This is a genomic window from Spirochaeta dissipatitropha, assembly GCF_054657935.1.
This window is the reverse complement of the sequence record NZ_BAAHXT010000013.1, coordinates 31,594-51,851: the sequence shown is the minus strand read 5'-3', so window position 1 is coordinate 51,851 and position 20,258 is coordinate 31,594. Positions and strand designations below refer to the sequence as shown.

Annotated in this window: 23 protein-coding genes; 14 read left to right on the top strand and 9 right to left on the bottom strand. The window is 47.8% G+C overall.

Going from position 1 to position 20,258, the window contains the following annotated elements:
* Nucleotides 1–2: 2 nt before the first annotated feature.
* The 7 genes from ACYQ2L_RS14110 to ACYQ2L_RS14080 are packed head-to-tail and all read left to right on the top strand — an operon-like array spanning nt 3 to nt 4,083.
* Complete coding sequence (locus tag ACYQ2L_RS14110; RefSeq protein ID WP_460056984.1) at nt 3–359, top strand: cation:proton antiporter; 357 nt, start codon at nt 3–5, stop codon at nt 357–359.
* On the top strand, nt 349–903 hold the full coding sequence (locus tag ACYQ2L_RS14105) for a Na(+)/H(+) antiporter subunit B (protein ID WP_460056982.1): 555 nt from the start codon (nt 349–351) through the stop codon (nt 901–903). Before ACYQ2L_RS14110 ends, ACYQ2L_RS14105 begins: the two co-directional genes overlap by 11 nt.
* Complete coding sequence (locus tag ACYQ2L_RS14100; protein WP_460056979.1) at nt 900–1,184, top strand: Na(+)/H(+) antiporter subunit B; 285 nt, start codon at nt 900–902, stop codon at nt 1,182–1,184. Before ACYQ2L_RS14105 ends, ACYQ2L_RS14100 begins: the two co-directional genes overlap by 4 nt.
* Nucleotides 1,181–1,615, top strand: a complete 435-nt coding sequence (locus ACYQ2L_RS14095) for an MnhB domain-containing protein (RefSeq protein ID WP_460056977.1) — start codon at nt 1,181–1,183, stop codon at nt 1,613–1,615. Before ACYQ2L_RS14100 ends, ACYQ2L_RS14095 begins: the two co-directional genes overlap by 4 nt.
* Complete coding sequence (locus tag ACYQ2L_RS14090; protein ID WP_460056975.1) at nt 1,603–1,956, top strand: sodium:proton antiporter; 354 nt, start codon at nt 1,603–1,605, stop codon at nt 1,954–1,956. The genes ACYQ2L_RS14095 and ACYQ2L_RS14090 overlap by 13 nt, the downstream gene beginning before the upstream one ends.
* Nucleotides 1,953–3,611: a complex I subunit 5 family protein gene (locus ACYQ2L_RS14085; protein ID WP_460056973.1), complete on the top strand. Its 1,659-nt coding sequence runs from the start codon at nt 1,953–1,955 to the stop codon at nt 3,609–3,611. The genes ACYQ2L_RS14090 and ACYQ2L_RS14085 overlap by 4 nt, the downstream gene beginning before the upstream one ends.
* A gap of 4 nt (nt 3,612–3,615) precedes the next feature.
* The gene (locus ACYQ2L_RS14080) at nt 3,616–4,083 is read left to right on the top strand and encodes a hypothetical protein (protein WP_460056972.1); all 468 of its coding nucleotides are present in this window, start codon (nt 3,616–3,618) and stop codon (nt 4,081–4,083) included.
* An 86-nt stretch (nt 4,084–4,169) separates the two neighbouring features.
* Here ACYQ2L_RS14080 and pstB read toward each other — a convergent pair whose 3' ends face one another.
* The 4 genes from pstB to pstS all read right to left on the bottom strand — a co-directional run bounded on the left by pstB (nt 4,170) and on the right by pstS (nt 8,055).
* The gene (gene pstB / locus ACYQ2L_RS14075) at nt 4,170–4,943 is read right to left on the bottom strand and encodes a phosphate ABC transporter ATP-binding protein PstB (protein WP_460056969.1); all 774 of its coding nucleotides are present in this window, start codon (nt 4,941–4,943) and stop codon (nt 4,170–4,172) included.
* Entirely contained in the window at nt 4,940–5,806 is an 867-nt protein-coding gene (gene pstA / locus ACYQ2L_RS14070; protein WP_460056967.1) for a phosphate ABC transporter permease PstA, read from the bottom strand. Before pstA ends, pstB begins: the two co-directional genes overlap by 4 nt.
* Nucleotides 5,803–6,756 carry a phosphate ABC transporter permease subunit PstC gene (pstC, locus tag ACYQ2L_RS14065; protein WP_460056965.1) on the bottom strand — a complete coding sequence of 318 codons (954 nt, stop codon included), beginning with the start codon at nt 6,754–6,756 and terminating at the stop codon, nt 5,803–5,805. The genes pstA and pstC overlap by 4 nt, the downstream gene beginning before the upstream one ends.
* A gap of 147 nt (nt 6,757–6,903) precedes the next feature.
* The gene (gene pstS, locus ACYQ2L_RS14060; protein WP_460056962.1) at nt 6,904–8,055 is read right to left on the bottom strand and encodes a phosphate ABC transporter substrate-binding protein PstS; all 1,152 of its coding nucleotides are present in this window, start codon (nt 8,053–8,055) and stop codon (nt 6,904–6,906) included.
* A gap of 134 nt (nt 8,056–8,189) precedes the next feature.
* Here pstS and ACYQ2L_RS14055 point away from each other — a divergent pair, with 134 nt between their 5' ends.
* Nucleotides 8,190–8,687 carry a GtrA family protein gene (locus ACYQ2L_RS14055; protein WP_460056960.1) on the top strand — a complete coding sequence of 166 codons (498 nt, stop codon included), beginning with the start codon at nt 8,190–8,192 and terminating at the stop codon, nt 8,685–8,687.
* On the opposite strand, the gene ACYQ2L_RS14050 is transcribed toward ACYQ2L_RS14055, so the two are convergent.
* Nucleotides 8,688–9,770, bottom strand: coding sequence for a glycosyltransferase family protein (locus tag ACYQ2L_RS14050; RefSeq protein WP_460056958.1), 1,083 nt, complete (start codon nt 9,768–9,770; stop codon nt 8,688–8,690).
* 123 nt (nt 9,771–9,893) lie between these two features.
* On the opposite strand from ACYQ2L_RS14050, the gene ACYQ2L_RS14045 reads away from it, so the two are divergent.
* The 6 genes from ACYQ2L_RS14045 (at nt 9,894) to ACYQ2L_RS14020 (ending at nt 16,590) form a co-directional block, all read left to right on the top strand.
* A complete protein-coding gene (locus ACYQ2L_RS14045) occupies nt 9,894–10,718 on the top strand; it encodes a phosphate ABC transporter substrate-binding protein (protein WP_460056956.1) in 825 nt (274 codons plus the stop codon).
* Nucleotides 10,718–12,499, top strand: coding sequence for an ABC transporter permease subunit (locus ACYQ2L_RS14040; RefSeq protein ID WP_460056953.1), 1,782 nt, complete (start codon nt 10,718–10,720; stop codon nt 12,497–12,499). The genes ACYQ2L_RS14045 and ACYQ2L_RS14040 overlap by 1 nt, the downstream gene beginning before the upstream one ends.
* Nucleotides 12,496–13,269, top strand: a complete 774-nt coding sequence (locus ACYQ2L_RS14035; protein ID WP_460056952.1) for a phosphate ABC transporter ATP-binding protein — start codon at nt 12,496–12,498, stop codon at nt 13,267–13,269. The genes ACYQ2L_RS14040 and ACYQ2L_RS14035 overlap by 4 nt, the downstream gene beginning before the upstream one ends.
* The gene (locus ACYQ2L_RS14030) at nt 13,266–13,925 is read left to right on the top strand and encodes a hypothetical protein (protein WP_460056949.1); all 660 of its coding nucleotides are present in this window, start codon (nt 13,266–13,268) and stop codon (nt 13,923–13,925) included. The genes ACYQ2L_RS14035 and ACYQ2L_RS14030 overlap by 4 nt, the downstream gene beginning before the upstream one ends.
* Nucleotides 13,922–15,559, top strand: coding sequence for a Na/Pi cotransporter family protein (locus ACYQ2L_RS14025; protein WP_460056947.1), 1,638 nt, complete (start codon nt 13,922–13,924; stop codon nt 15,557–15,559). The genes ACYQ2L_RS14030 and ACYQ2L_RS14025 overlap by 4 nt, the downstream gene beginning before the upstream one ends.
* Nucleotides 15,560–15,657: 98 nt before the next feature.
* Nucleotides 15,658–16,590 carry a PstS family phosphate ABC transporter substrate-binding protein gene (locus ACYQ2L_RS14020; protein WP_460056944.1) on the top strand — a complete coding sequence of 311 codons (933 nt, stop codon included), beginning with the start codon at nt 15,658–15,660 and terminating at the stop codon, nt 16,588–16,590.
* Here the strand turns inward: ACYQ2L_RS14020 and ACYQ2L_RS14015 are convergent.
* The 4 genes from ACYQ2L_RS14015 to ACYQ2L_RS14000 all read right to left on the bottom strand — a co-directional run bounded on the left by ACYQ2L_RS14015 (nt 16,559) and on the right by ACYQ2L_RS14000 (nt 20,228).
* A complete protein-coding gene (locus ACYQ2L_RS14015) occupies nt 16,559–18,292 on the bottom strand; it encodes a HAMP domain-containing sensor histidine kinase (protein WP_460056942.1) in 1,734 nt (577 codons plus the stop codon). The two genes, ACYQ2L_RS14020 and ACYQ2L_RS14015, sit on opposite strands and share 32 nt — an antisense overlap.
* 4 nt (nt 18,293–18,296) lie before the next feature.
* The gene (locus tag ACYQ2L_RS14010) at nt 18,297–18,989 is read right to left on the bottom strand and encodes a response regulator transcription factor (RefSeq protein ID WP_460056940.1); all 693 of its coding nucleotides are present in this window, start codon (nt 18,987–18,989) and stop codon (nt 18,297–18,299) included.
* A gap of 23 nt (nt 18,990–19,012) precedes the next feature.
* On the bottom strand, nt 19,013–19,666 hold the full coding sequence (gene phoU / locus ACYQ2L_RS14005) for a phosphate signaling complex protein PhoU (protein ID WP_460056938.1): 654 nt from the start codon (nt 19,664–19,666) through the stop codon (nt 19,013–19,015).
* Nucleotides 19,667–19,745: 79 nt separating this feature from the next.
* Nucleotides 19,746–20,228 carry a hypothetical protein gene (locus tag ACYQ2L_RS14000; protein WP_460056935.1) on the bottom strand — a complete coding sequence of 161 codons (483 nt, stop codon included), beginning with the start codon at nt 20,226–20,228 and terminating at the stop codon, nt 19,746–19,748.
* Nucleotides 20,229–20,258 lie beyond the last annotated feature (30 nt).

Sequence of the window (20,258 nt, the reverse complement as noted above, 5' to 3'; positions counted from 1 at the left end):
ATATGCATATTGCTGCTCAAATTATAACCATCATCGGCCAGGCAATTGTATTTATGGGAATACTGGTTATCTGTTTCGGAGTATACACCATTCTACGTCTGGATGGTTTCTATACCCGCGCTGTTATTACCTCAAAGGTTGAGGTAATGGGTTTTGTAATGGTCATGATTGGTGCGCTTCTCATCAGCGGGTTTTCTATTATGTCATTGAAACTGCTGGTAATACTGCTTTTTGAAATGATTACTACCGCAACAGCATCGCATGCAATTACCCGGTCAGCCTGGGTTAGCGGGTATCGCATACGGACAGTAACCAGCCCGAATACAGGATCAGGGGACCAGGGAGGGGATGATGCTTGAAACCGGCACCTTACTACTTATGTGCCTTTTTGCAATACTCGCTGTTCATACCCGATTGTTGCGGATTGCTGTAATTCACCTCGCAGTATTTTCATTGCTTTCAGCATTTCTGTACCTGCAATATGCAGCACCTGAGCTGGCAATCGCCGAAGCTGCAATCGGCAGCGGTCTGGTAACGCTGTTGTACCTGGCCGCCTTGAAGAGAAACCGTGTCTGCACCATAGCAGTGCTATCCCTCGGGTATCATTACCGATTGACCGATGCGTATGTCCGGTATATCAAACGCAGCCGTGCCATGAGGAAAATCCGACATTTTTTTCTGCTTCGTGAGTTCGAACCGCATGTAGTTTTCTCGGATCAAAGTCTTGAAGCAGCTGTGCGTAATCCCTTGTTTGATCTCATATTCATAGAGGAAAAGGAAGGATTTGCTGCGTATGGATCAGCTGACAGCTATGTCCTTGAAGAGCTTGAATTGATGTTCCGCATGCATGGTACAGAACAGGAAATACGATTCGTGCGACATTCCTCGGAGGGAGATCTATGAGCAAAGTATGGTCAGCCTTGCTGGTGGCCGCAGTATGTATCAGCGTCATTGCAATCAGCAAGGAATATAACGAAACACATGAACCTCTGATTTTTCAGTATGTAATCCATAACTACGAAGAGGATACCGCAGCACGTAATGCCGTATCTTCTATTCTGCTAAATTATCGTATGTATGACACCATGTTTGAAACGCTTATACTGCTCACGGCAATTATTGGTATGCAGCGCTTCCTGCCTGCAAAACATGAACTCAAGGATGATACCGGAGGCAAGTTGTGACAGATACCTTGCATGATGCTAAAGATCTGGGAGATCAGTCACTGATTATTCAGGTAATCATTGAATTCCTGTATCCCTTTATGGTAATGCTCGGCTTCTTTATTGTTCTCAATGGCCGTTACACCCCGGGCGGTGGATTTCAGGGCGGAACCATTCTTGCATCCCTGTTTATTGCCCGCTACCTGGTTTTTCCGGTTGATGATATCGATACCGAGCGAATGCATATTTCGCAGAGGATCTTCCTGGCATGCATTCTTACAGTGCCGACAGTAGTGTTATTCACTGGTCTTGTGCATCGTTATCCGCAGTTCAGGGGGGAATATCTGGTGCTTATGGATATTCTCATCGGCTTTCAGGTCGGTTTTGACCTGGGTATGGCCTTGATGCATTTTGCATTTTTTGAGGGAGTTGGAAAAACATGGCGTTTATAAGTTCTTTAGGACCTGAGGATCTGGCAATAGGTTTGTTTTTTATAGGGCTGTTCAGTGCAATGACGCAGCGGAATATAATCAAGACCATTATTGCAGTCGGGATCATGGATGCTGCTGCCATTGTATTTATTATGATGGCAAATCATCAGCCGGGGGCCCGTCCTCCGATTTCCGGTACACCAGTCGAACAAATGGCAGATCCCGTACCTCAGGCTTTAATGATTACTGCAATTGTTATCGGGGTATCTGTTGTGGCGATGTGCCTTGCTATGTATATGAGAGTAGCCTATCGTTATGGAACCGCTGACTGGAATATACTTACAAGGCGGCTCGAGCAATGACAAATCTCCCGCTGCCACCTCTCCACATAGTTGTGCTTCTTCCTGCGCTGACCGGTGCAATAACGTATTTTCTCCCGAAGCGTTTGTATCAGATAGTCATGTTTATTGCCGCCTGTGCGGTAAGCTTTTTTGCTCTGCAGATATTTATCCATGTTCGCTGGACAGGTGAGATCATCCAGTATGTTGCCGGCTGGCCAGAAGGCATTGCCATTAAGCTGAGGGCAGACATGCTTTCTGCACCACTGGTTCTGCTTTCGGCTATTTTCTTTGCTGCTGTGTACCTATTCAGTACCCGGGCAACGTATATGGAACGGACCTTTGTATTCCTTTTTTTACTGCTTGAGTCAGCAATACTCGGTGTGTTTTTAGGCGGAGATCTCTTTAATGTATATGTACTGATTGAACTGGGAATGATCATTATTGCTATTCTGATCATGTACAAGCAGGCAAATCAATCAGTGTATGATGCAATGCTGTATCTGATGATGAACTTCATCGCTATGGCTTTCATGCTTCTGGGGATTGCCTTCCTGTACCGGATAACCGGAGTACTGGATCTTGCCTTGATACAGGAGCGTCTGGCAGCTCTTGAACATCCACGTTCTGCGCTTACTGCCTATGCAATGATCATGACAGCAGTCGCTATGAAGGCAGCTCTCCTTCCGCTGTTCGGCTGGCTCCCACGGGCCCATGGTGCCCCAAGTGCACCAGCAGTGGTATCTGCGGTTCTTTCGGGAATTCAGGTCAAGGTTGGAGTGTATCTGCTGATACGATTCGAAATCATGTTCAGTCCCCTGATTGATGCGCAGCCATTTTTCCTTATTGTTGGTTTTCTGACTTCGATCGCCGGGTTTCTGCTGGCTATTGCCCAGAAAGATATCAAATTGATTCTTGCCTATCATACAATCAGCCAGGTAGGGCTTATTGTCGTCGGTTTGAATCTGGGGAACAGTACCGCCTTCTGGGGGGGGATGTATCACATTATAAATCATGCTCTGTTCAAAGGACTGCTCTTCCTTTCAGCTGGGGTAATTATTGAACGGTACGGGACGCGGTACTATAACGAAATACGAGGTGTGCTCAGGCGAATGCCGGTCATTGGAATTGCCACTCTGGCGGGTGTGTTTGGAATTGCGGGTGCGCCTTTATTCAACGGCAGTGTTTCGAAGTATTTCATTCAGCAAGCCCTGCAGGGAAATCCCGCAGAATTGGGTTTGTATCTCATAAACTTTGGTACGACGCTTTCATTTGTCAAGTATTCGACCATACTCTTCGGGCGTCCCACTGGAGATGTGCCTATTGCCGGTGAACAGACATCAGCTAAGCGCAGGCTGGAACGCGATCCTTACATAACCGCAATTTCGCTTTTGTTCGGCTTGGCTATACTTGCAGGAGGAGTTTTCGGCGGACCTGCTGTACTATTATTTTTCGGTCAGGAAATATCTGCCAGCGGAGCTCTATCATTTCAGAAAAACACGGCCTTTACTCTTACCCTGCTGCTTTCAATCCTGACATATCGTTACATAGTCTGCCGGATTGACCCCGTACTGGCCGCAGTTCGGCGCTTCAAGTTCACATTTAACCAGGTGACTGTTTTTCTGACATTGTTCTTTGCTGCCCTCCTTGTCTATGGCTATATTGCTATGGTAGCATAGTGGAATGAAGAAAATAATAACCGTTTTTATTGCTCTGACTGTGGTACTGTCTATGACAGCCTGCAGTCAGGCCACTGCAGAGTCTGAATATCAGGCTGTAATCGAAGATATGGCCGGGAGCTATTCTGCTCTTGCGGCCGACCTGACTGATCTCGATAACGCCGATGAGGTCATTTCTGTACTGGATTCCTATTCAGGCGACTTTCCTGCCTTCAACAGCCGTTTTATGGCACTCGATGAAAAGTATCCGGATACCGATCTGGAACTGTTGTTCGAGAATGAAGGATTCGCAGCAGCCGTCAGCAGCTTTGAAACTGCAAACACCGAAATTGGCCATGCTATTATGGGACTCGAACAACGCTTCGGTGAGAATGAAGCAGTGCAGATGGCTGTATTCAACTACATTATGTCCATGTCCATGACAGAAGAGGATCTTGCAGCAGAAGAAGCTGGTGCAGCTGACGCTGAATAATCGAACTCATTTCTTTGCAAATTAAAAGGCCGCCGGGAAAACCGGACGGCCTTTTTTATTTGCTGACATTTTGTGTTCTTAAGATCTCAGGAAAATGCCCCGGATAAATATTCCTGGGTTTTTTCCTCAGCAGGACTGTTGAATAATTCCTTGGTTGTTGTGAACTCTACCAATTCTCCTACAAAAAAGAAGGCGGTGTAATCTGCTACCCGCTGAGCCTGCTGCATGTTGTGGGTCACGATAACAATGCTCACCTGATCCTTCAGACTCTGAATCAGTTCTTCGATCTTCAATGTTGAAGCCGGGTCGAGCGAGCTGGTAGGCTCATCCATCAGGATGACCTCAGGTTGTACTGCGAGTGCGCGGGCTATTGAAAGTCGCTGCTGCTGACCACCGGAGAGACTGCCTCCCGGACTCTTGAGCCTGTCTTTCACTTCATTCCAGAGAGCCGCATCTTTCAGTGCTTTCTCTACTATTTCATCGAGCTTAGGCCCCTTTTTCATACCAACCAGACTGAGGCCAGCAGCCACATTGTCATAGATTGATTTAGTCGGGAATGGAGTCGGTTTCTGAAAAACCATGCCGATTTTTCTGCGGACAACTACCGGATCTACACTGGGGGCATAGATCTCGTTTTCATCGAGAAATGCCTGGCCGGTTACTTCAGCTTCGGCTGAGAGATCATGCATACGATTGAGCGCACGTAGGTAGGTTGTTTTTCCACACCCCGAAGGCCCGATCAGCGCGGTTACCTGATTGTTGTACATATTCATGGATACTTCACGTACCCCGAAGGTTGTTTTATTGTAGATTACCGATAGTTTTTCGGTATACATCCGGATTTCCTTGTTCTCGCTCATGTCCGGTCTCCTTTCAGTTTATCTTCCATACGCTGCACCACAATCCGTCCGATAATGAAGGTGCTCATAACAAATACAAGTAGAATTATTGCTCCGCCCCATCCCATGGAATGCCATTCCTTGTAGGGACTTATCGCCAGGCTGTAGAGCCGTTGGGGGAGGGTATCCATCGGTCTGGTTACATCGAAGCTGAGGTAATTATTACCGAAGGACGTCAGCATCAGTGGTGCGGCCTCACCGGCTGCCCGTGCAAAGGCGATCAGGACACCGGTTACAATACCCGGCCGTGCTGCCGGGAGTACCAGGGACATGGTGACTTTCCAGCGCGGCAGTCCCAGGCTCAGGCCGACCTCACGGAGACTCCAGGGGGTGATCCGTAAAACACTCTCTGTAGATCGGGCGATGATAGGCACCATGACGAATGCCAGGGCAACAGAGCCGGCAAGTGCTGAGAATCCTCCGGTATTCTTGACAACCAATGCAAAGGCAAGCAGTCCCATGAGTACAGCAGGCATGCCGTTCAGGGTGCTTGTCATGAGACGGGTTATCGGAGACAGGGGGTGTTCCGGGTACTCGCTCATCATAATGCCGGTGGCAATTCCGAATGGTATTGCCATTACCAGAGCAATCAAGTCGATTACTATTGTTCCTACAATCGAATGCACCAGACCTGTGGGCCGTCCCATCATGGCCCTGCTTGGGCTGCCGAGCTCCTGTGTGAAAAAGTCGACATTCAGTGCGGATATTCCGTTTACAATGACATAGGTAATAATAATAATCAGTGGAATAACAACCAGCAGTGTAAGCAGGATAATCATACCCTCAACTGCTTTGTCCCTCATATAGCGTGCTTTCAGGGTCATATCGCCTTCCTTTCAATACTGAGCTTGTTCTGGATTATTGATGCCAGAAGGTTTATTCCAATGGTAAGAATGAACAGGTAGAAGCCGACTGCCATAATGCTTGTGTAGTGAAGGGTTTCAACCGCTTCACGGAACTCGTTTATTATAAGCGATGGCATAGTGGCTGCTGGACCAAATAATGTAAACGGTACCCGGTTGGAGTTACCGATCAACATAGCAACAGCCATGGTTTCTCCCAGCCCTCGAGCAAGACTCAGCAGAATACCTGCCAGAATACCTGAGCGAGCGTATGGCAGAACCGACATGCGGATCACTTCCCATCGCGTTGCCCCGAGTGCCCAGGCTGCTTCCCGCTGTTCTCTGGGTACAAGCCGGATCGCATCGCGTGACAGTGCAACCGTATAGGGTACAATCATAAGGGCCAGAATTACACTGGCAGTAACCAGATTATAGTTGGATGGTGCACCCAGATACGGCAGCATCCACTCTGCATTGTCAGCAGCCCACATATAAATTGGCAAGTAGACCCGCGCCCGCATCATAGGTGCGAAATTAAATATTGCCCAGAGACCGATTACTACAGATGGAATTGCAGCAAGCAGATCAACCGTATAGTTAATGAAGCGTGCAAGCCAGCGTGGTGCATATTCAGCGGTGAAAATAGCCACAGCGATTGCAGGCAGAAGCGCCATTGCAAGGGCAGTGAAACTGGTAATCAGTGTGCCTAGAATAAAGACTGCAGCACCATGTACAGCATGTACTGGATCCCAGGTTGTTTCGGTAAGAAAACTCAGATATCCGAACGCCCGGAAGCTTGGGGCTGCCTCAAGCCATAGAGTAATGCCCATAGCTGCTGCAAGCAGGATAATTCCTGAACTCAAGCTGACAATAATCCACTTGAAAACCCTGTCGCCTGGTTGGCGATATCTGGCAGGGGTAAGATCTGACATAATTAACTCCTCTTACGTAGGCGTAACTTAAAAAGTATTTGTTAGGATTCGGTTAGAGAACGGTTAGATTCATGCGAAAAAAAGAGACCCGCGTAATACGGGTCTCCGGTTTTGTGGCCGCCCGGTATGGGCTTTTAATAAATCAGATCAGAAGCCGTTTGTTCTTACCTGATCAATTACCTGCTGTCCAACAGGCTGTCCTTCATATTTCAAAGAACTTACCATTCGGACTGCAATTTCCTGAGCATCCTGTGGCAGGCGTGCAAAGCTCAGGCTTTCGTTAATGTTCTGCCCTTCGGTAACAATCCAGTAGAGGAACTTGGTTACCTGCCGTGCATCTTCGATATTAGTAATCGCGGCATTCTGGTCGAGGTTCTCATGTACAAGTGCCCATGCAAATCCAGCGATTGGATATCCCTGAGGTGCGTCAGTGTCAGTAAGTGACACACGTCCATCCAATGGAATGTCTACTGCAGCTGAAAGACTTGTTGCTTCAAGGGATGGTACAATTGTGTTGCCTGACTTATTTATTACACTGCCGTAGGCGATGTCGTTCAACACTGCGTATACAAGACTGTTGTATCCGAGAGCACCGGGAGTGTTCTGTACAATTCCTGCAACACCTTCGTTCCCGTTTCCTCCGCTACCAACAGGCCAGTTGACGGAGCTGCCGAATCCAACCTGATTCGCCCAGGTGCTGTTGACCTTGGTGAGATAGTCAGTGAAAACAGCGGTGGTACCAGATCCATCTGAGCGGTGTGCAATCTGTATCGGCAGATTCGGAAGATTAACCCCCGGGTTCAGAGCTGCGATCTTCGGATCATTCCAACGCGTAATCTCGCCAAGGAAAGCTCCTGCAATCGTTTCTGCGCTGAATACTAGTCCCTTCTCAATACCAGGAAGATTATATGTTGGAACAACATCACCCAGGGTAATAGGCATATTGAATGCCAGGCCGCCAGTGAGGTTCTTGATGTCTTCCATTTGCTCATCTGTAAGTGAGCGCTCTGAAGCACCAAACATAATAGTCTGTTCAAGAAACTGACGGATTCCACCACCGGATCCGATAGACTGATAGTTCACAGTCACCTGTCCGTTGGTTACATCACGGTAGTCATCCGCCCAGGCTGTAATAAGTGGTGCAGGAAAAGTCGCTCCTGCTCCAAGCAGTTCAAAGCGCTGTGCCCGTGCAGTTGTTTGTGTTCCAGGTGTTCCTGAATCCTGCTGTCCGCCGGCAAATACGGGAAGTGTCATGGCCGCAGCCAGTACCAGAATGGTGATCACTCGAAATAGTTTCATAGTGTTCTCCTTGTTTGTTTTGATGTATGCAAATTACGTGTTAATTGTTAGCGGAATGATTAGGTTCTGTTAGATTTGTGTTTAATGCAGATTCTGTATTGCATCCTGTTCTTGATATCGATAGGCTCCGTGCCATGTTTCGTAGAACACTTCACAAGGTCGTCAGAGGCAGAACTCATCATCCTGTTCTTCAGTTTCTCCGGTCAATTGCCGCCAGCGCTGCTGCGAGTGCAACTGATTTTATTGTTCTCGTTATACTCGTTGAGGCGGTAGGTATGCCGGAGCTATGTGCCGGGTCACTGAGCATGATCTGTGGACTGGCCTGTGTCTATGTAATCGGCAGATACTGGGTTTTTCCTGCAGTGCCACGTGGCTATCGTAGAATAGAATTTGTGGTTTTTCTGTTGATTTCAGTCATTGGTCTATGGCTGCACCTGGCTGTAATGGCGGTGCTGCTGGAAATGAATACTGTTAATTATATAGCTGCGAAAGCCGCAGCCATGATTTCTGTTTTTTCATGGAACTTCATCGCTCGAAGGAACCTGAGCAGCTTGATACTCCGACGGCATCATAGAAACATCGTCAAAACTAAAGTACAGCAGAACCGCGTGGAGCAGCAGGAAATAATCTGATCAACCTGCCATCCCAAGGTTCTGCAGAGTATGCTGAAAACCATGCTGAATGTTCAGGACAAAGCGTTGTATGCTGTTTTTTCCGGCATATTCCCGGATAAAAGAATCAATCATATCTACTGCTTTGTCCCGGTCATTACAGAATCTGAATCTTGTACCGGAATTGCCATTGAACTCCTCTTCGGCACTGTACAGAGGAAACTTATCAACATTCCGGATGAAAGCTCCTAAGGATGAAGCAAGATTAGAGAATCGTCCTTTCATTCCCCAACCGGATTCTACCAGCATTCGGGCATTCAGGCGTTGTTCAAATTGACCTCTTTGAGGAATTGCAAATACAGGTTTACCAAGAGTAACTGCTTCACTCAAGGTCTGGTGACCAGCGCTGGTAATAACTGCTTTACAGCGTGCGAGAGAAGCCGCAAAGTCCTTGTCGGGATCGGGGAAGAGTTCATAGTTCCGGACACCCAGAGCTGCGAGCTCTGAAACTACCTTTCTCCTGTAGCTCGGCTTCAGGTATACAACATAGAAATCTTCGCGAGCTCTTTGCTGCTCAAAAAACTGATCACGCAGAATCGGCCCGACGTCACCATTATAGAAGGAAACGAACATGTAGCGGTCAGCCCTGCCCATCATTAATCTGGCAATTATCCGGGCTGTGACAGCGTCCGGCGAGAGGCTGGGGTACTGAATTACTACCCCTGGATGATTTACCTGTAGTACCGGCAGATCCAGTGCCCTGGCTGCAGCTGGAAGGTATGGCTCGTAATCACTTACTACGGCCTGAACCTGCAGCGCCTGCAGTTTCCTTCGGATCCAGCGTACATCACTGCGGAAGTTCAGTCCTTTTGACAGGTTTTCTCTCGCTGTACGGACATAGCTGATTCTATCCTCGTTTTTCGCAAGATGAAAGTGAGGGATTGTAATAATCTCGACATCAGGAAGGTTTCTTCGTATGTATGCCTGAACACTAAGGGGGGCGAAGAAAAGCATATCATGCTTGTTTTTCAGACCCTGAGCGAAACTTACCATTCGTGAAACATGACCGAAACCTTCTCCGGCACAAGAAAATGCTGTTTTCATGAGCTGATAGTATTCCTGTTCCTGTCTGCAGAAAAGTACTTTTACAGACTTCTCATCAAACTCACTGCATTCTAACGCTTTCCTAACACAAGCCTGGTATTGTAGGACAATCCAGGAGTTGCCATGAAGCTTTCTGTCAAAATAATTATATCAAGTGTCTCGATAATTCTATTAATATGGGCCGTTATATTTGCTGTAACCGGTAACAGAGGTCCAGGGAAAATCGAAATTGCTGGCTCGACTTCTGCAGCACCTATGCTGGAAATCCTTGCGGCCCGGTATATGCAACCCTATCCTGGCATAGAAATCCGGGTTAATGGAACAGGATCTTCCGATGGTATACAGGCCGCAAGTACCGGTAGTTCGGATATAGGAATGAGCAGCCGTGGTCTTGAAGAAACTGAAAGGGATCCGGATGTTCTGGAAGTGCTTGCGGCACTGGACGCTATTGCAATAGTGGTTCATCCTGATAATCCAGTGCGTGATCTTGGTATAGATCAGATCAAGGCCGTGTTCACCGGTCAGGTTAATGACTGGGCAGAGATTGGCGGGGCACCAGGTAAAATAGTTGTCGTCAGCCGGGAACCCGGCAGTGGTACGAGGGGAGCGTTCGAAAACATTATTTCCTATAGCGGAGCACTCAAAGCCGGCTCGTATGAACTTGATGGAAGTGCTGCTGTTCAGGCTGCAGTGGCCAGGAATCTGGCTGCAATCAGTTATGTCTCAACGGCCTTCCTGAACAGGAATGTGCGTGCTGTTTCAGTGGATTCTGTCTATCCTTCATCGATCAATGTAGCGGAGGGCTCCTATCCGGTTGTCAGACCATTCTACCTGCTGTACCTGCGGGAACTCAAGGAACGGAATCCAGGTGCAGCTTTGTTTCTTGATTGGGTGCTTTCTGCTGAGGGACAAAGTCTTATTGCCAGGCGCTGGACGGCGGTTCGCTGATGATCAACCTATATGATTCAATCCGGGAGAAAAATAATAATCTGTTCTTCAGGACATCTGGTCTGCTTGCTATGCTTAGTGGAGCATTTCTTGCAGCCGTCATAGCTTTACTGATTATACAGGCGGCTTCGGCATTTATACCCTGGCCCGGAGATACCCCCGCCGCTTTGATCAGGGGATTTCTGTTCGGAAGAATCTGGCAACCTGCACCGCACGGGCTTTACGGAGTACTTCCACTGCTGGCAGTCACTGTGCTGACTGCATTCACTGCAGGAGCAGCAGCTCTTCTTTTGGTACTGCCAGCATCATTGTTTGTCAGTGAATATCTTTCTCCCCGCAGCAGGCGAAGGTTACAGACCCTTGTGGAACGCGCTGAATATATACCCGCGGTAATCTATGGGGTATTCGGGTTGCGGCTTGTTGTCCCGTTTCTTGAACGATATGCCGGCTTCGCGGAGGGTAGGTCTCTGGCAGCAGGAATAATCGTTATGCTGTGCATGACCCTCCCAGCCAGTATGGCTGGAAGTATCAGGGCTTTTCAGAATGTCCCGGCTGGGTACCGCAGTGCTGCTGCTGTTTTAGGAGCTGGACCATTTCAGACTGCTTATCAGGTAGTGCTGCCTGCAGCAAGAAGAAGAATATGTGCGGTATTTTTGCGGACCGCTGTTCGGGCAGCAGGTGAGGCGGCTGCATTTACGATGGTAGCGGGAAATTCCCCGCAGATACCTCAATCCATTTCAGCTTCAGTACGTAGTCTTACCGGTACAATTCTTCTTGAGATGGGGCATGCCCGCGGTACACACAGTCAGTTGCTGTTTGCTGCAGGAATACTGTTGTTCCTGCTTGTACTGTTTATGCAGGCGATCTCTATCCATCTTGAAAAAAATTCACTCATGAACAGCCCGCATTATCACTTGAACTCCCCGGCAGGGGATCAAATCCGAACATTTATGCGTGAAGGGCATTGGCGTGGAAACTGGCTGTTTTTTGCTTCCATGGCAGTGTCTGCTCTGGTCTCACTGGTCCTGATCTGCGGAATACCCTTATATATTTTTATAAGCTCCATCCTCAGGCTTCACCTTTTGCCAGCCGATCTGCTATCTGTGATTATTCCGGTGCTGTCCACCAGTGCACTGGTTCTGCTGTATACGCTCATATTTTCATTGCTGCCAGCGCTATCAGCAGCTGTATATCTGACAGAATACAGGAAGGAGTCGCGGATTCAGCAGGCAATTTTTCTGCTGTTGGACACCATGAAAGCAGTGCCACCGATTGTATATGGATTGCTCGGATTCCTCCTGTTTACCCGTTTTTTTTCCTGGGGACAATCCATACTTTCTGCTTCTGCCACTTTATCACTCATGCTGTTCCCTCAGCTGCTGTCATCCTTTCTCATTGATTTTCAGAATCTACCCGCTGGCCGGAAATCCTCAGCGCTTGCACTCTCTGCTTCCGGCACCCAGGTTTTTTTCAGGCTTACCTTGCCCGGGGCGTTTTCTTCACTTGGGGTATCGGTTTCCCGTGCGCTGGCCAGGGCAATAGGAGAGGCTGCACCGCTGATGCTGACATTGGGTGTTGCTGGAAATATGCCCCTCTCAATTATGGATTCAGGAAGAAGTATGAGTGTACATATTTATTATGCCGCCCAGGAGGCATCATCGGATCCAGAAATTGCAGCAATGTACTTCTCTGCTACATTGCTTCTCGCTCTGGTTTCAGCACTGGTCCTTTTTTCTCCAGACAGGAATTCGCGCAATAATTTCGGAGGTATGATGAAATGACACAACAACAAACCAGTAAACATCTTGATATCCAGAAACTGAACGTATATTTTGGAGATCTTCATGCCCTGCGGGACATAGATATGCAGCTTTCCGGCAACGGCATTACTGCCTGCATTGGTCCCACCCGCTGTGGTAAATCTGTACTTCTGCGGGTTCTGAACCGCATGACTGAGGAGCCGGCGCATATTAAAGGCAGCGTTACTTTGTGTGATCGGGGCACCCAAAGGGATATTCACAGTGATATTCATGTGTTCGAGCTGCGGAGGAGAATCGCCTTGATCTATTCAAGACCGAGTATATTCCCGGCAACAATATGGCAGAATACTGCCTTTGGACCACGGGTGAATGGACTGACTGCCCGGGCTGATCTGGATGCCATTGTTGAAACCTCACTGAAAACTGCCGGCCTCTGGGAGGAGCTGAAGGACAGACTACATAAACCTGCTCTCAGATTGTCAGAAAGTCAGCAACAACGACTGTGTATAGCCAGGGCACTGGCTTTGAAACCGGATTTCCTGCTGCTTGATGAACCCACCAGTTCGCTGGATCCTATAGCAACGGGAAGAATTGAGGAGCTCTTGGAATCACTCAAGGAATCGATCGGAATTGTACTGGTCACCCACGCTGTTCAGCAGGCCTCACGGGTCAGTGATCGCACGGCCTTTTTTATGGCTGGGGAACTAATTGAATATGCTGCTACTGAAAAGTTGTACCTGAATCCATCAGATCGGAGAACAGCAGATTACATAAGCGGGAGGTTTTCATGACATCCTTGTTTCACATCTCACATATTGAAGAAGATCTAAAAGGATTTCAGAGTGATTTCACCCGGATCAATAGCAGTCTTGCAATGCGGAGGGAGAATATTACCGATGCAATGGTGTCACAGATTGTAGAAGCCTACCGGTTTCTTAATAATCTGCTGCGTCAGAACATGGATCTCTTTACGCCAGCCGGGTTACATGCTCTGCTGGAAATGAATCACATTGTACTCTGTGGAGTGGACCCGATAGCAAGGACGCAGTACTATCAGCATTTACAGGAAACCAGAAACAGCTTTCTGCAGCGCATCAAGCCGATCAAGGAATGGGTTCTGAAAAAACGTGACAATGGAAATCCTCATAAGATAGCCTCTGGATTTTACACCAGAATGCTCAGTCAACCTCAGCTGTTTCTTGAAGGTAATCATCGAACCGGCAATATACTTCTTAACTACCTGCTGGTTAGTAGCAACGCACTTCCATTTGTTGTGTCTGTTGATACTGCCAGACTATATCTTGACCTGTCAGGTGACATCAAATTTACCAATAAGGAGAATTCACTCGACTCAACAGTTAAAATGCCGGGACACAACAAACGATTCAGGCTTTTTTTGCAGGAACACGGGAGTTCACGCTATATTACTGACAGGGATCAAGTATGATGTTTTTTCTGTATATTCTTGGAACCGCATCACTAAGCGCTACAGGTCTGAATCTGCTTTCCGGCAGTCTTCTGCGGCGTTATAGTGACAATATCTGCAGATGGTTCTCCGGCAATCCTCACGAATCACTTGCTGCAGGCATAGTAAGTGGCACCAGTAGTGCAGCTCTGCGTTTGTTGATGGCTGAGACTGCAAGCGGGAAACTTAAGCCTCTGAAAGGCCTCCAGGCTGTGGCGGCAGTTCATGTTGCTGGAGCCATGCTCTACATCATTGCAGCTGCCCTGTTTTACCTGCCTGCTTTGTCCGGACTGCTGTTGTTTGCATTTATTCCCTTTCTGGCTGCACCTGGCACATCGGTCAAGAAGGCCGATCTGCTTACAGGACTTGCCCTGCTTATTCTCTCGGTGCAGCTTTATCCGTTTGTGTTTACTATTCCTCTGATTAATGAAGGAGTGCTACAGACAATCAGAATGATTTCCGGCCATCATGCAGGACTGGTACTTGCATTTCTTTTCGGTCTGTTCATTACCGTGATGTTAAGATCCTCTCTTGGTCTTATAATTATGCTCATGGCGCTTGCACGATACGAAATACTGCCCCTGGCAATTACTGCAGCAGCTGCTGCAGGAAGCGGTGTGGGCCTTTCCTTGAGTCTGTTGATACTTTCTGTTCGATTAAGCACTGATTCCACCAGACTTTCCGTTTTCTATCTTCTTCTGCAGCTCTGTTCTTCTCTGCTTCTTCTGATTTTTTACCCGGTACTGCGGGTAAACTTCGAGATTTTTCTGACACTCAGAAGCTTTGTTCCGGTTTCCGCTCCTGTACTACTTGCTCTTATGCTCACCGTGGTATACATCCTTCCGGTATTGATTCTGCTTCCATTCTACAGCTGGATTCTTTCAGTAATTTCGCTGATCGTCAGAAATAATACTCTCTCTGACAGTGATCTTAATTTACCGCGCATACTTCCCGAAGCGATTGATGCCAATCTTGCTCAGACACGCAGCGGTCTGGCCGAGATGGCAGCTGGAGTGCACTCCATGTTGATGAAGGTAATGAATAATGCATCCCAGCTTAATTCCGGAGATGATGAGTTTCATTTAAGTATCGAAGAGCAGCGTACTCATATGACCGAGTTAAGAAACCGGCTGTCTCAAGCCCTTGCCACCTGTGTTCAACAGGCCTGTAGTCCTGATCAAGCCTGGAGGATACAGCAGCAGCAGCGAATTGCACATGAACTCAAAGGGATTGCCGATGACTGTTACCGTATAGTCCTGGTATTGGCGAAAAGCAGGAAGAAAAACTACCGCTTTCATTCTGATAGTGAAAGTGAATTATTCGGCTTTGCGGCACAAGTGCTGGACTTTTTGCAGTACAATAGTGATTATCTGCATGGCAGAATTTCTGTATTTGATACAGCAATCGCTGCCGAAATGGAAGCTGGAATCGACAAAGGGCGTGATTCTCTGAAAAAGAGAGCCAGAAAATATCTGGAGAAGGATAGTGATGCTCAGGTAAAAGGTGAGCTTGCATTCATTGAAGTCGTTGCTCATCTTGAACATATAGGAGACAGCTGTATGCATATTTCCAGGCGGGTCAGTACACTTAATAAAGCTGGGGTAGTCCGCTCATGATTAGTTTCCCTCGCGGCTGTCATAGGCATCGGCATCGGCATCGCCACCGCCAACGTAGTGCAGCACTGCTAATCCTGTTTTGTCTGCAGACTCTCATTATGTTGATTTCCTGTAGACCAGGTGCTCAATTCCACTCGATCACACCGGATCCACGTATACCGGGTTTTGATGTCGGTTCCTACCCTGAACTGAGAGGTGAACTTCACATTGTCGGTTCTGATACCTTTCACAGCAGTGTAGTGATATTGCTGGACTTATTCCGCTCGTATTTCCCTGATATCAGTTTTCATGTTGATAGCAGAGGGTCCGATAGTGCAGTTCCGGCTCTGGTGGAAGGAGTTTCAATTATCTCCAGCATCAGCCGAAGTCTGCTTCCTTCAGAGGAGCAACTTCTCATTTCCCGTTTTGGTAATTCTCCTCTGATTCTGGATGCAGCGGGCGATGCTATCGCCGTATATGTTCATCCCGATAATCCAATAGAATCTCTGTCTCTGTTCGAACTGAAGAGGATTTTCAGCGCTGACAGTGATGTTTCAACCTGGGGGGATCTTGGCGTCAGAGGCAGGCTTTCATCTGAATCGATTACCCGGTACGGTAGACGCTCAAACTCCGGTACCTATGGCGTTTTTCGGGAACGTATTCTAAATGGAGCTGATTTTATCGGAAATTATCAGGCATTGGCCGGTTCTTCATTGTTGGTCCGTAGAATTTCAGATGAGCCCTGGGCAATCGGCTACAGCGGTATTGGTTATGCATCGCAATCGGTTAAGGTTCTCCCCCTGAAGGATGAAGCTGGCCGCTTGCGCTATCCATTCGGCGATGATGTTATGAATGCTTCTTATCCGCTTCAGAGAAGCTTGAGCTTTGTCCTCGGAGCGCCGCTCCAGCAGAATTTACCAGATCAGCTTGTGACACTGGCATTTCTGGATTTCGTGCTGAGCCAGGAAGGCCAGTCACTCATAGCTGCAGATGGCTTTCTTCCACTGTCCTACGAAGTGCTTATGTCGCAGAGAGAGTCTTTGGGTTTTTAGGGATAAAAATGCTGAATTCTGATCCTTTTCCCAGAGTGCTTTTTACCGCCGTGCGTCCATCGTGGGCAAGGGCGATATGCCTGACAATAGCAAGTCCCAGTCCCGTGCCGCCTTGCTCCCGGCTTCGGGCACGGTCCACTCTGTAGAACCGTTCGAATAGCCGCGGCAGATCCTGCTGAGGTATGCCCGCGCCGGTATCCGCAACCCTGAACCAGACACCTTCTGAATCTGTATCGGCTTGTTGCTCATCCGGGTCGGAAGAATATGCGTGGATCTCTACCCTGGATTTCGGAGGACTGTACTTGATTGCATTCTGTACCAGATTGAAGAGTGCTTGCTCAATCAGATTTGAGTTGGCTTCTACAGTATCCGGTTCCGAGTGAGAAAGACTGATTTGAATGTCCTTGACTGCTGCATCATGTTCGCAGAGGTGAACTACATTTTTCAGTAATTCCTTTACCTGCATGCAGCTTCGAGGCAGCTCACGTCCATATTCCTCGATTCTGGAAAGGCTCAGAAGATCTTCGATTATAGCCTGAAGACGGAAAGATTGATTCTGGATGATTGTAAGAAAACGTCTCATCTGCTCTTCCGGAAGATCCTTGTCATCAAGAATAGTTTCAATGAATCCACTGATTGTAGTAATCGGGGTTTTCAGTTCATGGGAGACGTTCGATACAAAATCCCTTCGAATTGTTTCCAGCCTTCTTATATCGCTTATATCATGCATGACCAGAAGGATTCTTGATTTACTGCCGCTGGAGTAGCGCGCAGCATGAATCTGGAGTATTCTACCTTCAGCTGCTGAAATGTCCTGCCCGAATACCCGTATCTCGCGCTGTATGACTTCTGTGGAGTTTGTAGCTTCTTCAACAAGGGCAGCCACAGCAGTGTTTCGTACAACCTGAAGCAGCGCTTTCCCCGTATCACCTTCTGGATCAGCAGAAAAGAATCCAGCAGCTACATGATTCATCCGACGCACATTCCCGCTGGTATCCAGAACAATAATGCCTTCAATCATGCTGCTGAACAATGCCTCAAGTTCCTGTCGCTGTTGAGTAATAGTGGCAATACGTGATTTCAGTTGTCCTGCCATCTGGTTCATGGTTATTGCAACCTCGGCAACTACAGGATGGGTATCCGGACTGGTGCGGTAATCCAGATTTCCTTCTGCAAAATGTTCTGCGGCTGTTGCAAGGGCATGAAGAGGCTGCTGTAATGCTTTTCCTGCTGTCAGCATTCCAATTCCAATTATCGCAACAATAATCAGACCTAAAACAGCAAGAACCGTTAGTTGTGATGGATAGTCCGGTGAAGGTGCACTCGTATGCAGGGTTACATACCCACTGCTGTATGAACTTTCGGCGGAGTAGGCAAGTATGCCGATATTGTAGGGAAATATCAGCAGCTCGCTTCCTTCCAGATCACTGACGCTTACGCGATGACGGTATGATGCATGCCTGTCCCAGCTGGCTATGAGATCCCGGACTATGAGGAGTGCTGTTGATCGTTCTTCCTCCGGGATTCTTTCCAGAATTGAAGCTATCAGTTCAGCATTTTCCTGCAGTGATATTCTGTGTGCCCTGAGGTACTGACGCTCATATATGGTGTTTGACCAGATCCCGGCAAATATTACCAGAATCATTGTTGTGGCACCGATCAGAATAAAAATTCTGCTGATAGGATTCGCGGATTTCAGCATGCCCTTACCGAACATCCGCCAGCCGATATCCTACACCGCGCACTGTCTGAATAAGGTCGCCCTTGCTGCCAAGTTTTCTTCTGAGCCCTAGAATTTGAACATCTACGCTACGTTCTGTGACAGGATAGTTATCACCTTTGACGGCATCAATAATTTTTGTTCTGCTGAACACCCAGCCGGGATTTTTCAGGAGCACTTCAAGGATTCCAAACTCGGTAGCACTCAATTCAACTGCTTGAGCATCCACAAGTACTTCATATCTGGTGCAGTCCATTTTTATGCCATGAGCTTGGTAGATCTCGGCAGCGCTGCTGGAGCTGTCGCCTCTGCGTCGTAGCAAGGCCTTGATGCGGGCATTCAGCACACGAGGGCTGAAGGGTTTTGTAACATAATCATCAGCGCCCACACTTAATCCAGTTACTATGTCTGGATCTTCAGTTTTCGCAGTGAGCATAAGGACCATCGGGGTATCCTCAGCCTCGGCTGCCTTGATCCTGGCACAAACCTGCAGGCCATCTATGCCTGGCAGCATAAGATCCAGGACAACAAGATCAAAGCGCCGGGACGAAGATAGCCTGAGAGCCTCTTCTCCGCTGCTGGCAGATTCCACCAGCCATCCTTCCTTCTCGAGATTGTATCGCAATAGTTCCAGTATGTCGGTCTCATCATCAACAATGAGTATTCGGGCTTTTTCCATACGAAATCCTTTATTATACAAGCCTATTCATTAAGTTCGACATGTATACCTCGACGGGCATAGACGACACATTCGCACATATTTGTCACATGATCACCTATCCGCTCAAGATACCTTGCCAGCATCAACAGACTGCTTCCGTCCTGGATATTAGCACTGTGCTGCTGCATATAGCTGATTACTTCTCTTGAAGCAGCTGTGTGCAGACTGTCAATCACATCGTCTCTACGGGAAATTCGGGAAGCCAGCTCATCATTAGCATCCATAAATGCAGTTAATATATCATGAAGCATGCCTGTTCCGGTCTCGTTCATCTCCTGTAGTATCGGTAAAACGCGTTCTACACCCTGTTTCGATACTCTATTGACCGTTCCTGCTATGTGGCGTGCATGATCACCAATGCGTTCTATTTCTCCCACCAGTTTAATACAGGCAATGAGGTTTCTCAAATCATCGGCGACTGGCTGCTCGATTGCCATGATTCTGGTTACATAATCCTCTATTTGGCTCTGCATGTCATCTATAAGCTTGTCTTCCTGTCTGACCGTTTCAGCCAGAGATTCGTCACCTGCTGACAAAGCAGCAAGAGACTTGTGCAACGCTTCCTCAGCCAGGGTTCCCATGTGCAGAATAGAGGTGTGTACCTTGTTCATTTCGGTGGTTAGTTTGCTTCGCATCGGCATCTCCAGCTCCTCGAACCTAACATACTTACATTATGTTAGCTTTCGATTAGGATGCCGGTTTTTTTGCGTTCAGTCAGATATCCTGGTCGATTATCAAAAATTCTCCTGACATGCCTGCATGCAGTGAGCAGATATAGAAAAGCTGATCCGGGGCATCATCTGGAACTGTAAAGATTACCAATCCTCGGGGATCACCGCTTATTCCATCCTCTTCTCCCAACGCGTTGCGGGTGCCTGCAGAGTCATCAAATTTTATGAAAAACGGGTGTGCAGAGCCGGTTGTGTTATCAAACAAATATGTTTCACCCCGTTGCAGTGTAATTGCTGGATTCTGTTCGGTCGGATCAATGTCCGGGCCTTCAAACAGATAAGCAGAGAACCCGGCAGCAGTAACGGTAAATTCGATCCCTGTCTCGACCGCAGTTTCCGGTACAACTTCCTGAGTTTCTTCAGCAGCAGATGCACTTGCTCTGTTGCAGGCTACAAGTACAAGCAGTACCAATACCGCTGTCAGAAGCCGGAGAATATATGTGAAGGTGTGTTTTTTTGTATTCATGACTAAAATTATAACATATCTATCAGCAAC

Excerpts from the sequence above, each read along its gene's own strand:
- ACYQ2L_RS14110 (WP_460056984.1), top strand. The coding sequence starts at position 3 with ATGCATATTGCTGCTCAAATTATAACCATCATCGGCCAGGCAATTGTA.
- ACYQ2L_RS14105 (WP_460056982.1), top strand. The coding sequence starts at position 349 with ATGATGCTTGAAACCGGCACCTTACTACTTATGTGCCTTTTTGCAATA.
- ACYQ2L_RS14100 (WP_460056979.1), top strand. The coding sequence starts at position 900 with ATGAGCAAAGTATGGTCAGCCTTGCTGGTGGCCGCAGTATGTATCAGC.
- ACYQ2L_RS14090 (WP_460056975.1), top strand. The coding sequence starts at position 1,603 with ATGGCGTTTATAAGTTCTTTAGGACCTGAGGATCTGGCAATAGGTTTG.
- ACYQ2L_RS14085 (WP_460056973.1), top strand. The coding sequence starts at position 1,953 with ATGACAAATCTCCCGCTGCCACCTCTCCACATAGTTGTGCTTCTTCCT.
- ACYQ2L_RS14080 (WP_460056972.1), top strand. The coding sequence starts at position 3,616 with ATGAAGAAAATAATAACCGTTTTTATTGCTCTGACTGTGGTACTGTCT.
- pstB (WP_460056969.1), bottom strand. The coding sequence starts at position 4,943 with ATGAGCGAGAACAAGGAAATCCGGATGTATACCGAAAAACTATCGGTA.
- pstA (WP_460056967.1), bottom strand. The coding sequence starts at position 5,806 with ATGACCCTGAAAGCACGCTATATGAGGGACAAAGCAGTTGAGGGTATG.
- pstC (WP_460056965.1), bottom strand. The coding sequence starts at position 6,756 with ATGTCAGATCTTACCCCTGCCAGATATCGCCAACCAGGCGACAGGGTT.
- pstS (WP_460056962.1), bottom strand. The coding sequence starts at position 8,055 with ATGAAACTATTTCGAGTGATCACCATTCTGGTACTGGCTGCGGCCATG.
- ACYQ2L_RS14055 (WP_460056960.1), top strand. The coding sequence starts at position 8,190 with ATGTTTCGTAGAACACTTCACAAGGTCGTCAGAGGCAGAACTCATCAT.
- ACYQ2L_RS14050 (WP_460056958.1), bottom strand. The coding sequence starts at position 9,770 with ATGAAAACAGCATTTTCTTGTGCCGGAGAAGGTTTCGGTCATGTTTCA.
- ACYQ2L_RS14045 (WP_460056956.1), top strand. The coding sequence starts at position 9,894 with ATGAAGCTTTCTGTCAAAATAATTATATCAAGTGTCTCGATAATTCTA.
- ACYQ2L_RS14040 (WP_460056953.1), top strand. The coding sequence starts at position 10,718 with ATGATCAACCTATATGATTCAATCCGGGAGAAAAATAATAATCTGTTC.
- ACYQ2L_RS14035 (WP_460056952.1), top strand. The coding sequence starts at position 12,496 with ATGACACAACAACAAACCAGTAAACATCTTGATATCCAGAAACTGAAC.
- ACYQ2L_RS14030 (WP_460056949.1), top strand. The coding sequence starts at position 13,266 with ATGACATCCTTGTTTCACATCTCACATATTGAAGAAGATCTAAAAGGA.
- ACYQ2L_RS14025 (WP_460056947.1), top strand. The coding sequence starts at position 13,922 with ATGATGTTTTTTCTGTATATTCTTGGAACCGCATCACTAAGCGCTACA.
- ACYQ2L_RS14020 (WP_460056944.1), top strand. The coding sequence starts at position 15,658 with ATGTTGATTTCCTGTAGACCAGGTGCTCAATTCCACTCGATCACACCG.
- ACYQ2L_RS14015 (WP_460056942.1), bottom strand. The coding sequence starts at position 18,292 with ATGCTGAAATCCGCGAATCCTATCAGCAGAATTTTTATTCTGATCGGT.
- ACYQ2L_RS14010 (WP_460056940.1), bottom strand. The coding sequence starts at position 18,989 with ATGGAAAAAGCCCGAATACTCATTGTTGATGATGAGACCGACATACTG.
- phoU (WP_460056938.1), bottom strand. The coding sequence starts at position 19,666 with ATGCGAAGCAAACTAACCACCGAAATGAACAAGGTACACACCTCTATT.
- ACYQ2L_RS14000 (WP_460056935.1), bottom strand. The coding sequence starts at position 20,228 with ATGAATACAAAAAAACACACCTTCACATATATTCTCCGGCTTCTGACA.